Genomic DNA, 12,525 nt, shown 5'->3' with positions numbered 1-12,525 from the left:
GCCCCGGTGACGGGGGCCGGCCGTGTCCCGAGGAGTACCGATGGCCGGCCTCATCCGCAGGAACTTCGACGACCAGGCCGAGGAGGTCCGCCCCTTCGAGGCGGGCACGGGCGAACTGCGCCTGGTCAACCTGGAGGGCGGCGCCGTCGGGCGGGCGGTCTTCCAGCCCGGCTGGCGGTGGTCCCAGCACATCAAGCCGATCGCCGGCACCGACAGCTGCCAGGCCTCCCACCTGGGGTACGTGATCTCCGGCCGGATGAAGATCGTGATGGACGACGGCGAGGAGGCCGAGTACGGCCCCGGCGACTTCATGATCTGCCCGCCCGGTCACGACGCCTGGGTGGTGGGCGACGAGCCCTGCGTCGCCCTCGACTGGCAGGGCTTCGTCGACTACGCCAAGCGCTGAGCCCCGGGCCGGACCGGGCTCACCGCGCCCGCCGGACCTCGTGCATGAAGCAGCCGAACTGCAGTGCGCGGACGTGCACCACGGCCACCTCCGGGTCGGCGAGCAGGGCGGCGGCGCCCGCCTCGGCGGTCTCGGGGGAGACGGGCATGCCGCCGAGGATGTGGCCCCGCCGGTCGTACGCGCGCAGCACCCGGTCACCGGTGTGGAACGCGGCCGGCCAGGCCGGGCCCGCGCCGGCACACGGGCCGTCGTGCACGAAGACCGGGCCGACCTCGTCGTACGGGCCCGGGTCGGCCCCGGTCTCGGCGGCCCAGCGCCGGAGCGGGGCGTAGGCGACGAGGGCGATCCGGTCGCCGGGCAGCGCCCGGGTGAGGCAGCAGCGCAGCGGGGCGCCGCCGGTCTCGTCGGTCGAGCGGACGGGCGGGCGCCCCGCGTCGTCGCGCACCAGCAGGGAGCGGTGGACGGCCGCGTCGACCGGGCGGACGGCCGGGGCGGGCGTGGTGGTTGTCGTCATACGGCCCACCCTGCCGCCGTGGCCGCGCCGAGTCCGGCGGGTTTCGGCCGTCGCGTTCGGGCGTCCTCCGGCCGGTCGCGTTCGGCCGTCCGTTCGGGCGTCCTCCGGCCGGTCGCGTTCGGCCGTCGCGTTCCGGACGTGCGTCGGACCGTCACCGCCGCCCGCCGGGAGCCCGCCGACTCCACCCGCTCCGGCAGGCCCCGGGTGCTACAGCCGGGCCGGGGCCTTCTCCTGGGCGCCGTCCGCGCCACGGCCCGGCAGCTCGGCCAGCAGCCTGCCCTCGGCGTCGTAGGCGGCGACGGCCGGGCTGCTGGAGCGGCCGTCAGCGAGCGCGGGAGCGCCCGGCAGCACCACGTAGTAGGCCCTCCAACCCTCCATGCCGGTGGTGGTGACCACGGTGGCGACCGTCGGCTTCCCGCCCGTGAAGGCCACGACCCGGGTGGGCACCGGGCCGAGGTAGAGGCCGGTCAGGACGGCACGGTCCTGACCGAGCGAGCCCTGGTAACCGATGGTGGGCTTCTCGTGGTCCAGGTTGTCGCTGGTGGAGTCCCGGCACCCCGTGCCCGAGCTCCAGACGCCGTCCACGCCCCGGGACTCCTCGCACTTCTCGGTCGCCGTGACCCAGATCCGCTCGCCGTCGGTGTACTCGAACTTCTCGCCGGGGGCCAGCTGCCGGACCGGGGACCGCGGCAACGCCGTCGAGGTCGGCGTGGGTGTGGGCGTGGGTGCCGAGGCGGCGGCCGCCCCGGCCGACGGCGTCAGCGCCACGCCCGCGGCCCCCGCCACCTGCCCGGTCTGCCGGGCGCCGCCGGCCGTGACCGCCGTGACGCCGCAGACCAGCGCCACGGCCATGGCCGCCGCACCCGCCCCCGCCGTCCGCCGGGCCCGGCGGCGGCGCGCCCGCGCGATGATCGGCCCGGGCGCCAGCCCGGCCGCCTCCCGGTACTCCCGGTTCTCGTCCTTGAGCAGCTCGCCGAGCCGCTTGTCGAAGCTCACACCTTCACCTCGATGTTCCTCGGGTTCAGACCCGCCGCACCACCGTCGCGGTCGGCGAGTTCGGGTCGCGCGCGCAGCTTCGACAGCGCCCGGTGGAGCGTGCTCTTGACCGTGCCGGGGGCGATGCCCAGTTCGGCGGCGGTCTCGGCCTCGCTGAGGTCGCCGTAGTAGCGCAGCACCACCACCGACCGCTCCCGCCGCGTGAGGGTGGCCAGCGCCTGCTGCAGCAGGGCCTGTTGGGCCTGCCGTTCGGCGAGGTCCTCGCGGCCGGGCCGCTCGGGCGTGCGGTCGGTCGGCAGCTCGCGGTTGCGCAGCCGCCGCCACCAGTCGCGGTGCTGGTTGACCACGATCCGCCGGACGTACGCGGTCGGGTCGTCGGCGGTGATCCGGTGCCAGTGCAGGTAGGCGCGTTCCAGCGCGGACTGCACGATGTCCCGGGCCCGGTGCGGGTCGCCGGTCAACAGCTCGGCCAGCCTGATGAGTTGACGGCTGTTGCCGGCGACGAACGCGCTGAATTCGGCGTCCTGGCGCTGTCTCTGCTCGCGTTTCACACCCACCCGACTCCTCGGGCGCCCGATGAGGTTCGGTCCGCCCGGGGAGAATTTTCGGCGAAACGGTTCAGGGCGCCCGGCGGGCGCTGTACACGCGGCGGTTCAGGGCGCCCGGCGGGCCCGCACAGGCAGGGGCTCAGGGCGTTCGACGGGCCCCGCAGCAGGCTCAGAGCGCGCTGCCGGCCTTCCACGCGGCCCAGCCCAGGTTCCAGCCGTTCAGGCCGTTGGACGGTTCGACGGTCTTGTCGCCGGAGTTCACGACCTCGACCACGTCGCCGATCATCGAGCTCTTGAAGAACCTGTAGCCGTCGACGCTCTGGTCCTGTCCGCCCTTGGCGTCCTTCAGGCCGACGCAGCCGTGGCTGGTGTTCTGGCCGCCGAAGATCGACGCCGGGGACCAGTAGTTGCCGTGGATGAACGTGCCGGAGGTGGTGAGCCGCTGGGCGTGCGGCACGTCGGCGATGTCGTACTCGCTGCCGAGGCCGACGGTCTGCGAGTTCATCCGGGTCTGCTGGTACTGCTCGGAGATGACCATCCTGCCGCCCCAGGTGCGGTAGTCCGGTGCGCCGCCGGAGATCGCGTAGACGGCGCTGACCCGGCCGTCGGTGGTGACGGTGAGCTTCTTGGTGGCGAGGTCGGCGACGCTGGTCTGCGCGCGGCCGATGGTGAAGCGGACGTCCTTGGACTGGGTGCCGTACACGCCCTTCGCCCCCTGGACGTCCTTGAGCCGGAGCTTGACGGTGACCCTGGTGCCCTTGGCCCAGTACTCCTGCGGCCGGAAGTCGAGACGGGTGCTGGAGAACCAGTGCCCGACGATCTCGACGCCCGGCTCGGCTATGACGGTGATCGCCTGCTGGACGGCCTTGCGGTCGGTGACCGGTTTGCTGAAGTTGATCGAGACCGGCATGCCGACGCCGACGGTGGAGCCGTCCTCGGGGGTGAAGTAGCCGACGAAGGTGTTGGCGGGGGTCGCCGTGGTGAAGGTGGCGTTGGCGGCCGCCTCCAGCTTGTCCTTGTCGGTGGCCGAGGCGGTGACGGTGTACTTGGTGCCGCTGGCCGGTGCGGCGGCGGAGGCCCAGCCGGTGCCGTCCGCGGAGAGCTCGCCGGCGAGTGCCCGGCCGGTGGAGTCGGTGACCTTGACCGAGCCGAGCGTGCCGCCGGCGACGGTGACCTTGACCGGGTCGCTGAAGCTGGCGGCGGTGGCGCCGTCGGCGGGGGTCACGGTGATGACGGCCACGGAGGTCTTCGGCGAGCTGCTCGCGCTCACGGCGTTCCCGCCGCCGGAGTCGCTCCCAGCGCCCGCGCCCGCGCCCGGCGAGGCCCCGCCGCCGGCGTTGCCGCTCTCGCCGCTCTTGGTGTCGTTGCAGGCCGCCAGCAGCAGGACCGGCGCACCGATCAGGCCGGCCAGCACGCCACGCCGGCTCCAGCTGTTTCCGCCCGTCCGCCCCTGCGCGTCCCGTGCCGTCACGTCGCGTTCTCCCTGCTGATCATCCCGGGCATTACGGATACAGAAACGCAAACCACCCCTTCACGGTTCCATCACCGACGGAAATCGATCGTATGAGATGACCCAATTTCCCACCAAATATGGACAAAATGCCCGGCCTGCAGACAGCAGACCGGGCGGTCACCAACCGTGACGGAGGTGGGCGGCAGAGCGGTGACTACTCGGCGGACTCTTCCACCGTGTACTCGTCCCAGCCCTCGCCCTCGGGGTCGAACTCGGTCTGCGCGGACTCCCAGGTCGCCGAGGCGAGCTCCACGCCCGGGACGTCGCCGAGCAGGGCGACCGGGTCGATGAAGTGGGCGAGCGAACCCGACGGGTCCACCTCGATGGCCTCGACGGACTGGGCGCGCTCCTCGTCGTCGAGGTACTCGTCGTCGGCCACCTGCTTCAGGGCGGCCGCCTTGAGCGCCCCCTCGTCGGTGATCTCGGCGATGAGCTCGATGCTGAGCCGGACGTAGCGCGGGGCGTCCTGGCCGGTCGTTTCAGTGCTGGTCATGCGTGCGAGCGTACGGGAAACGGGCCCCGGGAACGGACACGGGAAGCGGACACGGGAAGGGCCGGCCCCTCCGGGGAGGGACCGGCCCGCCTTCTCCGCCGGGGCTCCCCCACCCGGGAGCCGCGGAGACGCGCCAAGCGGCGCGGTGGTGACCGCAGGAGCCGCCGCACCCTGTCGACCGGCCGGAGCCGGACAGGGGCGGGACGACGGCGCCCCCTACGGAGAGGACACGGCCGGCCGGGTCAGGGCCGACCGACGTGTCCGGAGACGACCACGGTCGCCGGGGAGCCGCTCCCGGACGGTTGTCGTCGCCTCGCTCGGCGTCTTGCCGTTGACCACCACGATGCCCCGGCGTTGTTAAGCGCGTGCTGCGCGCAGGTGACGTCGGTGTACCACTTCGCCCGTGGACGAAGTCTCAGCCGCCGCGGCAGTCACGAGGGCTGAGCCGGCGTCAGTGCGCGCTGCGGCCGGCCAGGAAGCCCAGCAGGTCCTGGCGGGTGACGATGCCCTGCGGCTTGCCCTCCACCAGCACCACCGCGGCGTCGGCCTTCTCCAGCACGCTCATCAGGTTGGTGACCGTCTCGCCCGAGCCGACCACCGGCAGCGGCTTGGACATCACCTTGTCCAGCGTGTCGGTCAGCTGGATCTCGTCGGCGAAGACGCCCTCCAGCAGCAGCTTCTCCGCCACCGAGCCGATCACCTCGCCGGCCATGATGTCGGGGTGCCCGGCGCCCGGGGAGACCACCGGCATCTGCGAGACGCCGTACTCGCGCAGCACCCGGACCGCCTCGGCGACCGTCTCGTTCGGGTGCATGTGGACGAACTGCGGGATGCCCTCGTGCTCGATGGCGTCCTTGCGGGCCAGCACCTCGCCGATGTGCGCCTCGTCGGTGGCCGACGGCAGGAAGCCGTAGTCGGCCATCCAGTCGTCGTTGAAGATCTTGGACAGGTAACCGCGGCCGCCGTCCGGCAGCAGCACGACCACGACGTCGTCCGGGCCGAGCCGCTTGGCGACCTCCAGCGCGGCCACCACGGCCATCCCGCAGGAGCCGCCGACCAGCAGGCCCTCCTCCTTGGCGAGGCGGCGGGTCATCTGGAACGAGTCCTTGTCGGAGACGGCGACGATCTCGTCCGCGACGCTGCGGTCGTAGGCGGTCGGCCAGAAGTCCTCACCGACACCCTCGACCAGGTACGGCCGGCCGGTGCCGCCCGAGTAGACCGAGCCCTCCGGGTCGGCGCCGACCACCTGGACCTTGCCGCCGGAGATCTCCTTCAGGTAGTTGCCGGTGCCGGAGATGGTGCCGCCGGTGCCGACGCCCGCCACGAAGTGGGTGATCCTCCCCTCCGTCTGCTCCCACAGCTCCGGGCCGGTGGAGTGGTAGTGCGAGGCCGGGTTGTCCGGGTTGGAGTACTGGTCCGGCTTCCAGGCGTTGGGGGTCTCACGGACCAGGCGGTCGGAGACGTTGTAGTACGAGTCCGGGTGCTCCGGGGCGACGGCGGTCGGGCAGACGACCACCTCGGCGCCGTAGGCGCGCAGCGTGTTGATCTTGTCGGTCGACACCTTGTCCGGACAGACGAAGATGCACTTGTAGCCCTTCTGCTGGGCCACGATCGCCAGGCCGACGCCGGTGTTGCCGGAGGTCGGCTCGACGATGGTGCCGCCGGGCTTCAGCGCGCCCGAGGCCTCGGCGGCCTCGATCATGCGCATCGCGATCCGGTCCTTGACCGAGCCGCCGGGGTTGAAGTACTCGACCTTCGCCAGCACTGTCGCGCTGATGCCCTCGGTGACCTTGTTCAGCTTGACCAGCGGCGTGTTGCCGACGAGGTCGATGATCGAGTTGCTGTACCGCACGGGGGTCCTCCCGGGATGTGGGCATGCGAGTGCTTTCGGTACTGCAAAGCCTAGGGCGTGCCACCGGCCCCAGCCCGCCCTCGCGCCACTCACCTCCCGCCCGCCCCTCCGCCACGGATGGCCCACCCCCGTCGTAGCGCGCCGCCAACGCGGGTAGGAGGGGTGTACAGGTGCGCTGGAGAGGCCCCGCCGGGGGCGGCACGAGGACGCGAAGGGGGCACCGGATGCCAGGGGCACAGGAGTCGCGGGCCCGGGTGGCCCGCCGGATCGCCACGGCGGCGGCGTACGGCGGCGGAGGGCTCGGCCTGCTGGGGGTCGGTCTGGTGGGCCTGCTGGTGACCGAGAGCAGGCTCGCCGTCCAGGCCATCGGCATTCTGGACGGCGACCCGCCCAAGGCCGACGGCGTCTACGGGGAGGCCTTCGCCGACGGCGCCGACCCGCAGCCGCCCCTCGTCCTGGCTTTCCTCGGCGACTCGACCGCCGCCGGCCTCGGCGTGCTGCGGGCCCGCGAGACCCCGGGCGCGCTGCTGGCGGCGGGCCTGGCCTCGGTGGCCGAGCGGCCGGTGCAGCTGGTCAACGTGGCCCGCTCCGGCGGGCGCTCCGGCGATCTCTCCGGCCAGCTGGAGCTGGCCCTCCCGCACCGCCCGGACATCGCCGTGATCATGGTCGGCGCCAATGACGTCACCCGGCACAGCCCTGCCCAGCTCGCGGTGCGCCAGCTCGGCGAGGCGGTCGCGGCGCTGCGCGCCAACGGCTGCGAGGTGGTGGTCGGCACCTGCCCGGATCTCGGCACGATCAAGCCGGTGCGCCCGCCGCTGCGCTGGGTGGCCCGCCGGCTGAGCCGGCAGCTGGCGGCCGCGCAGACCATCGCCGTGGTGGAGGCGGGCGGCCGGACGGTGTCGCTGGGCTCGCTGCTCGGGCCGGAGTTCGCGGCGCGCCCGGAGATGTTCGCCGCCGACCGCTACCACCCCTCGGCCCAGGGCTACGCGACGGCGGCGATGGCGGTGCTGCCCTCGCTCTGCGCCGTGCTGGGCCTCTGGCCAGAGGAGGAGCGCCCGGCCGGACCGGTGCCGGGCGAGACGGTGCTCCCGGTGGCGGTGGCCGCGGCGGCCGCGGCCGGCCGGGCCGGCAGCGAGGTGACGGCGGTCGGTGCCGGGCGCTGGGCGCTGTTGCGGCACCGGCTGCGGGTCGGCCTGCCGGGCGCGTGGGCGATGGAGGAACCGACCGGAGCCCCGGTGGCACCGGTACAACCGCCGGCGGCGGCAGAACCGGTGGCAGGGGACGGGAATACGTCGGCCAGCTCACACGCCGGGGCGGGTGACGCCTGAACTACCAGGCGGTAACTTTCCTCCCGGACGTCCGCGTCCGACCGGGCCCCACGGCCGGCCGGCCGCCCGGGCGCCCCAGTCCGAAGGACAGTACGAAGGTCACTCAGCGAGGAGCCCGCCATGCCCGAAGCCGTCATCGTCAGCGCCACCCGTTCGCCGATCGGCCGGGCGTTCAAGGGCTCGCTCAAGGACGTCCGCCCGGACGACCTGACCGCGCACATCATCGGCGCCGCGCTGGCCAAGGTGCCCCAGCTCGACCCCCGCGAGATCGACGACCTGATGCTGGGCTGCGGCCTGCCCGGCGGCGAGCAGGGCCACAACCTGGCCCGTATCGTGGCCGTCCAGATGGGCATGGACTACCTGCCCGGCACCACCATCACCCGCTACTGCTCCTCCTCGCTGCAGACCACGCGGATGGCGCTGCACGCGATCAAGGCGGGCGAGGGCGACGTCTTCATCTCGGCCGGTGTGGAGACTGTCTCGCGCAGCGTCAACGGCACCTCGGACGGCATGCCGGGCACCATGAACCCGCTCTTCGACGAGGCCCAGGCCCGTACCGCCAAGCGCGCCGAGGAGGGCGGCGGCGAGTGGCACGACCCGCGCGAGGACGGCCTGGTGCCGGACGCCTACATCGCCATGGGCCAGACCGCGGAGAACCTCGCCGCGCTCAAGGGCATCACCCGCGCCGACCAGGACGAGTTCGGCGTCCGCTCGCAGAACCTCGCCGAGGCGGCCATCAAGGCCGGCTTCTGGGAGCGCGAGATCACCCCGGTCACGCTGCCGGACGGCACCGTGGTCAGCACCGACGACGGCCCGCGGGCCGGCGTCACCCTGGAGGGCGTCTCCGGCCTGAAGCCGGTGTTCCGCCCGGACGGCACGGTGACCGCCGGTAACTGCTGCCCGCTGAACGACGGCGCCGCCGCGCTGGTCATCATGTCCGACACCAAGGCCCGCGAGCTGGGCATCACCCCGCTCGCCCGGGTGGTCTCCACCGGGGTCAGCGCCCTCTCCCCCGAGATCATGGGCTACGGCCCGGTCGAGGCCTCGAAGCAGGCGCTCAAGCGCGCCGGGCTGTCGATCGGCGACATCGACCTGGTCGAGATCAACGAGGCCTTCGCCGCGCAGGTCATCCCCTCCTACCGTGACCTGGGCATCGACCTGGACCGGCTGAACGTCAACGGCGGTGCGATCGCGGTCGGCCACCCCTTCGGCATGACGGGCGCCCGGATCACCACCACCCTGATCAACTCCCTGCAGTGGCACGACAAGCAGTTCGGCCTGGAGACGATGTGCGTCGGCGGCGGCCAGGGCATGGCGATGGTCATCGAGCGGCTCAGCTGAACCGCGGACGCCGGCCGTCCTGCGGTCGGCACCGGAGCACCGATCCCGAAGGGTCCGGAGCACCCATGTGGAGTGACACTGCGTAATTGAGGGCCGGATCACACCGAGAGGTCGATCCGGCCCTCTTTTCTTCCGAATCCGGACCGGAAATCGACAGTGCGGAGCGGATCAACTCCGCAGCGTAGAACGGTGTTACCTAACAATTTGGGGACAAGAGCGAAAGTCTCGGACAAATTAGACATTCGCCACTGCGGTAACAGCCCCGCATGCGGCAGTGTGGAGAGGTAACCCCGTTCCGCTCCTCCCTAGGAGTACGTTCCGTGAGCGCCGTCTACACCATCCTGCTGCTGATCCTGATCACCGTGTCGACCGCCGTCCTGCTCCGCCTCCGGGGACTCTCCCGCCGGCTGGACGCGCAGGCCGCGGCCCCCGCCGCGCCCGCACCGATCGACGAAGCTGCGATACGCCGGGCCGTCACCGACGCGCTCGCCGCCGACCGCGAGCGGGAGATCACCGAGGCCCGGGCCTTCTGGGCCGAGCAGGAGGCCCGCGCGGCCGAGGACGCGCCACTGTTCGACTCCCCGTTCGCCGGCGTGCTCGGCACCACCGACGAGTGGCCGCTCTTCTTCCCCCGGCCGACCGGGCCGCAGGACGCCGCCGACAACGCGGGCACCATGGACCCGGAGTTCGGCGAGGCGCTGCGCTCCGCGCTGGAGGACCTGATCAACGACGGCGGCACCGGCCCGGCCGGGCCCGGCCCCGAGGGCGGCGCCCCGCTGCGCCCCGGCCACCCGGCGGGCGCCCCGTCCGCCGAGGCCGGCGGCGACGCCCGGGCCCGGCGCGAGGCCGACCTGCTGGCCACCGGCCTGGAGGCCGGGCTGCTGGACGCCGAGCCGGCCGTCGAGGAGGCGCCGGCGGCCGCACCCGACCCGCGCCGCCACCCCTCGCACCCCGACTTCGTGCCGAGCCAGGCGCCGTCCCGGGACTGGACCGACACCCGGCTGACGGCCCTCGCCGAGGAGTGCGTGGCCCTGGTGGACGTGCGCCCCGGCCCGCTCGGCACCCTGGACGTGTACGCCTTCGCCGACGGCACCACGCTCTGCGTCGCCCCCGGCGACCGTGAGGCCGCCTACCGGCTGATCGACGCCGTCCGGGCCGGCGAGGACGTCCGGCTGCTCGGCGGTTCGCGGTTCTCCGGCTCGTACTCGCTGACCTTCTCCACCGACGAGGACGCCGTCTACGTGCTCGCCGACCGGGTCGTCGCCAGCATCTGACGCCGCCCGCCGGCACCACCGGCGGCTGACCGCACACCAGAAGGCCGACCGGATCAAGGGGTTACCGATCCGGTCGGCCTTCGGCGTTCCCCGCCGAGGAGTTCAGGCGCAGAGCGCGGCCGTGGCGGCCACCTCGGCCAGCGCCCCGGCGAGCACCGCCGCGGCCGGCGAGAGCCCGCCCAGTGCCTCCGGGAGCGCCACCACCGCCGTGTCCGGCAGCGCCGCCAGAGCGGCCGCCAGGTCGTGCCCGGCCACCGCCAGCTGGTCGCCGGCCGCGAAGGCCCCGGCGTCCGGGAACTCCCGCACCGGCCCGCCCTCGGCGCCCTGCGCCGTCGCGGCCAGCCGAGCGGCCAGGGCCAGCGCGGCCGCCGCCCGCGAGGGGTGGCCGGGCACGGCGCCCAGCAGGCGGCTCTGCGGCATGGAGCGGAAACGGTCCGCCAGGGAGTCGACGGCTTCGACCAGGGGCTGTGCATCGGGCATGCGACGAGCCTAGCCAAAAGCCGCCGGGCCCCGGAGCGAACGGCTCCGGGGCCCGGCGGCAACGCTTCGGCGGTGCGGTGATCAGTCGTCGCCGCGCAGGATCGCGATCAACCGCAGCATCTCGATGTAGATCCAGACCAGCGAGAGGGTGAGCCCGAAGGCGGCCCGCCAGGACTCCTTCTGCGGAGCGCCCTGCGCGATGGCCTCCTCGATGGCTGCGAAGTCCAGCGAGAGGAAGAACGCGCCCAGGCCGATGCCGACCAGGCCGACCACGATGCCCAGCGGACCGGAGCGCAGCCCCATGTCCGCGCCGAACATGGACGCGACCAGGTTGATCATCATCAGCATCACGAAGCCCATGGCGATCGCGATGCCGATCCGGGTGTACCGCGGGGTGACCCTGATCCGGCCGGTCTTGTAGGCGATCAGCATCGCCGCGAAGACCGCCGCCGTGCCCAGCACCGCCTGGATCGCGATGCCCGGCAGGAGGATGTCGAAGACGTGCGTCACGGCGCCGAGCGCGAAGCCCTCCAGCGCCGCGTAGAGCAGGATCAGCGGCGGGCTGACGCTCCGCTTGAGGGAGACCGCCATGGCGACGAAGAAGGCCACCAGGCTGGCGCCCAGCGCGAAACCGTACTTCTCGGCCGGCAGCGCGAACCAGGCCAGCGCGCCGAAGGCCACCAGGGTGAGCAGCGTCATGGCCGTCCGCGCGACCACGTCGTCGAGCGTCATCCGGCCCATCGCCGCCGGAGCGGCCGACGGCGCGGTGTACATCTCCACCAGCTGGTCGTCCGTCAGCTGCTGCTGCCCCGGCGCCTGCTGGGCGTACGGGTTGTTGCCGTACGGATTGTTGCCGTACGGGCTGCCGCCGTAGGGGTTGGCCGCGTACGGACTCCCGGCCGGCGGGGCCTGCGTGGTGCCGAAACCCGCGTAGCCGGGCTCGCGGGTGAACGACCCCTCCCGCGAGAAGACCGGGTTGCTGCTTCTCATTGCTCATTCCCTCCGTGGCGGTGCTGCACCGCCCGAACCACAAGGGTAATGGCTTGGCAAAGAAATAGGGATACGCCGCGAGGAGGATGCGGTGAACGACACCCGGCGGGGACGCCGGATCGGCGCCCCCGCGGGTCGATTGGTGCCCGGAGCCGGACTCGAACCGGCACGGCCTCGCGGCCAAGCAGTTTTAAGCTGCCCGTGTCTGCGTTCCACCATCCGGGCGTCCCGTGGACCGGCTCCGGCGGTGACGGGTGGTGCTGTTCCGACTCCGTCCGGGCCGACCCTGAGCCTAGTCGCCCGCATCGCCCTTTCGCATGTTCCCAGCCAGGGAAGTTGTCATGTTTCCTTGCCATCTGACGAACAGTTCGTGATTTGGCCATGCGAAGCGCGCTATCCGGCCACGGAGATCCGATCAGGGTCGGTGTCATACCGGAGGATGAGGGCTTTACCTGGGCGTACGCCCAGCGGTGGTCAGGCCAACCGTCCGGCGGAGCGACGAATATCCGTGATCACGTGGCCGAGCATGGAGGTACGGCCGGAATCCCCCCGGGGCCCGGCCGTCCGACGACCTCCCGCCGCCCGCCGGCGCCGTCCGCAGCCCCCTCCCCGCGACCCCAAGGAGCACCCCCGTGACCACGCCGACCGCAACCGCCGTCCGTACCGGCCGGGCGGCCGCCCGCGCCACCGGCCTTAACAAGGTCTACGGGGAGGGGGAGACCCGCGTCGTCGCCCTCGACAACGTCAGCGTCACGTTCCCCCAGGGCGAGTTCACCGCCATCATGGGCCC

General features: G+C 72.9%; 12 protein-coding genes, 1 tRNA gene and 1 pseudogene. 5 read left to right on the top strand and 9 right to left on the bottom strand.

Annotation, left to right across the window (positions count from 1 at the left end):
* The first annotated feature begins 40 nt into the window (after positions 1–40).
* Positions 41–406 (top strand): cupin domain-containing protein, encoded by a 366-nt coding sequence (locus tag ACZ5WK_RS07735; RefSeq protein WP_396320589.1) that lies wholly within the window; start codon positions 41–43, stop codon positions 404–406.
* Between the two features lie 19 nt (positions 407–425).
* Here the strand turns inward: ACZ5WK_RS07735 and ACZ5WK_RS07730 are convergent, their stop codons facing one another.
* The 6 genes from ACZ5WK_RS07730 to ACZ5WK_RS07705 form a co-directional block, all read right to left on the bottom strand.
* Positions 426–920 (bottom strand): DUF1203 domain-containing protein, encoded by a 495-nt coding sequence (locus tag ACZ5WK_RS07730; protein WP_465545984.1) that lies wholly within the window; start codon positions 918–920, stop codon positions 426–428.
* A gap of 207 nt (positions 921–1,127) precedes the next feature.
* Positions 1,128–1,916 (bottom strand): hypothetical protein, encoded by a 789-nt coding sequence (locus ACZ5WK_RS07725; protein WP_465545982.1) that lies wholly within the window; start codon positions 1,914–1,916, stop codon positions 1,128–1,130.
* A complete protein-coding gene (locus ACZ5WK_RS07720; protein ID WP_396320586.1) occupies positions 1,913–2,467 on the bottom strand; it encodes a SigE family RNA polymerase sigma factor in 555 nt (184 codons plus the stop codon). The genes ACZ5WK_RS07725 and ACZ5WK_RS07720 overlap by 4 nt, the downstream gene beginning before the upstream one ends.
* Before the next feature lie 166 nt (positions 2,468–2,633).
* The gene (locus ACZ5WK_RS07715) at positions 2,634–3,935 is read right to left on the bottom strand and encodes a L,D-transpeptidase (protein ID WP_465545980.1); all 1,302 of its coding nucleotides are present in this window, start codon (positions 3,933–3,935) and stop codon (positions 2,634–2,636) included.
* Between the two features lie 196 nt (positions 3,936–4,131).
* The gene (locus tag ACZ5WK_RS07710; protein ID WP_396320584.1) at positions 4,132–4,470 is read right to left on the bottom strand and encodes a hypothetical protein; all 339 of its coding nucleotides are present in this window, start codon (positions 4,468–4,470) and stop codon (positions 4,132–4,134) included.
* A 451-nt stretch (positions 4,471–4,921) separates the two neighbouring features.
* On the bottom strand, positions 4,922–6,322 hold the full coding sequence (locus ACZ5WK_RS07705; RefSeq protein ID WP_465545978.1) for a cystathionine beta-synthase: 1,401 nt from the start codon (positions 6,320–6,322) through the stop codon (positions 4,922–4,924).
* A 224-nt stretch (positions 6,323–6,546) separates the two neighbouring features.
* Between ACZ5WK_RS07705 and ACZ5WK_RS07700 the strand changes: the two genes are divergently transcribed.
* From ACZ5WK_RS07700 to ACZ5WK_RS07690, 3 genes are all read left to right on the top strand, one after another.
* Positions 6,547–7,650: an SGNH/GDSL hydrolase family protein gene (locus ACZ5WK_RS07700; protein ID WP_465545976.1), complete on the top strand. Its 1,104-nt coding sequence runs from the start codon at positions 6,547–6,549 to the stop codon at positions 7,648–7,650.
* A 120-nt stretch (positions 7,651–7,770) separates the two neighbouring features.
* Entirely contained in the window at positions 7,771–8,991 is a 1,221-nt protein-coding gene (locus ACZ5WK_RS07695) for an acetyl-CoA C-acetyltransferase (protein ID WP_465545974.1), read from the top strand.
* Between the two features lie 320 nt (positions 8,992–9,311).
* A complete protein-coding gene (locus ACZ5WK_RS07690; RefSeq protein WP_465545972.1) occupies positions 9,312–10,265 on the top strand; it encodes a hypothetical protein in 954 nt (317 codons plus the stop codon).
* Between the two features lie 102 nt (positions 10,266–10,367).
* On the opposite strand, the gene ACZ5WK_RS07685 is transcribed toward ACZ5WK_RS07690, so the two are convergent.
* The 3 genes from ACZ5WK_RS07685 to ACZ5WK_RS07675 all read right to left on the bottom strand — a co-directional run bounded on the left by ACZ5WK_RS07685 (position 10,368) and on the right by ACZ5WK_RS07675 (position 11,960).
* Positions 10,368–10,745: a hypothetical protein gene (locus ACZ5WK_RS07685; RefSeq protein ID WP_465545970.1), complete on the bottom strand. Its 378-nt coding sequence runs from the start codon at positions 10,743–10,745 to the stop codon at positions 10,368–10,370.
* A gap of 81 nt (positions 10,746–10,826) precedes the next feature.
* Positions 10,827–11,735: a Bax inhibitor-1/YccA family protein gene (locus ACZ5WK_RS07680; RefSeq protein WP_465545969.1), complete on the bottom strand. Its 909-nt coding sequence runs from the start codon at positions 11,733–11,735 to the stop codon at positions 10,827–10,829.
* A gap of 140 nt (positions 11,736–11,875) precedes the next feature.
* A tRNA-Leu gene (locus ACZ5WK_RS07675) sits at positions 11,876–11,960 on the bottom strand.
* Between the two features lie 407 nt (positions 11,961–12,367).
* On the opposite strand from ACZ5WK_RS07675, the pseudogene ACZ5WK_RS07670 reads away from it, so the two are divergent.
* A pseudogene (locus ACZ5WK_RS07670) lies at positions 12,368–12,525 on the top strand (ABC transporter ATP-binding protein); the annotation flags it as partial.

This window comes from Kitasatospora sp. NPDC032757 (assembly GCF_055579305.1).
The sequence above is the reverse complement of the archived record's forward strand: the minus strand, read 5'-3'. Positions and strand labels throughout refer to the sequence as shown.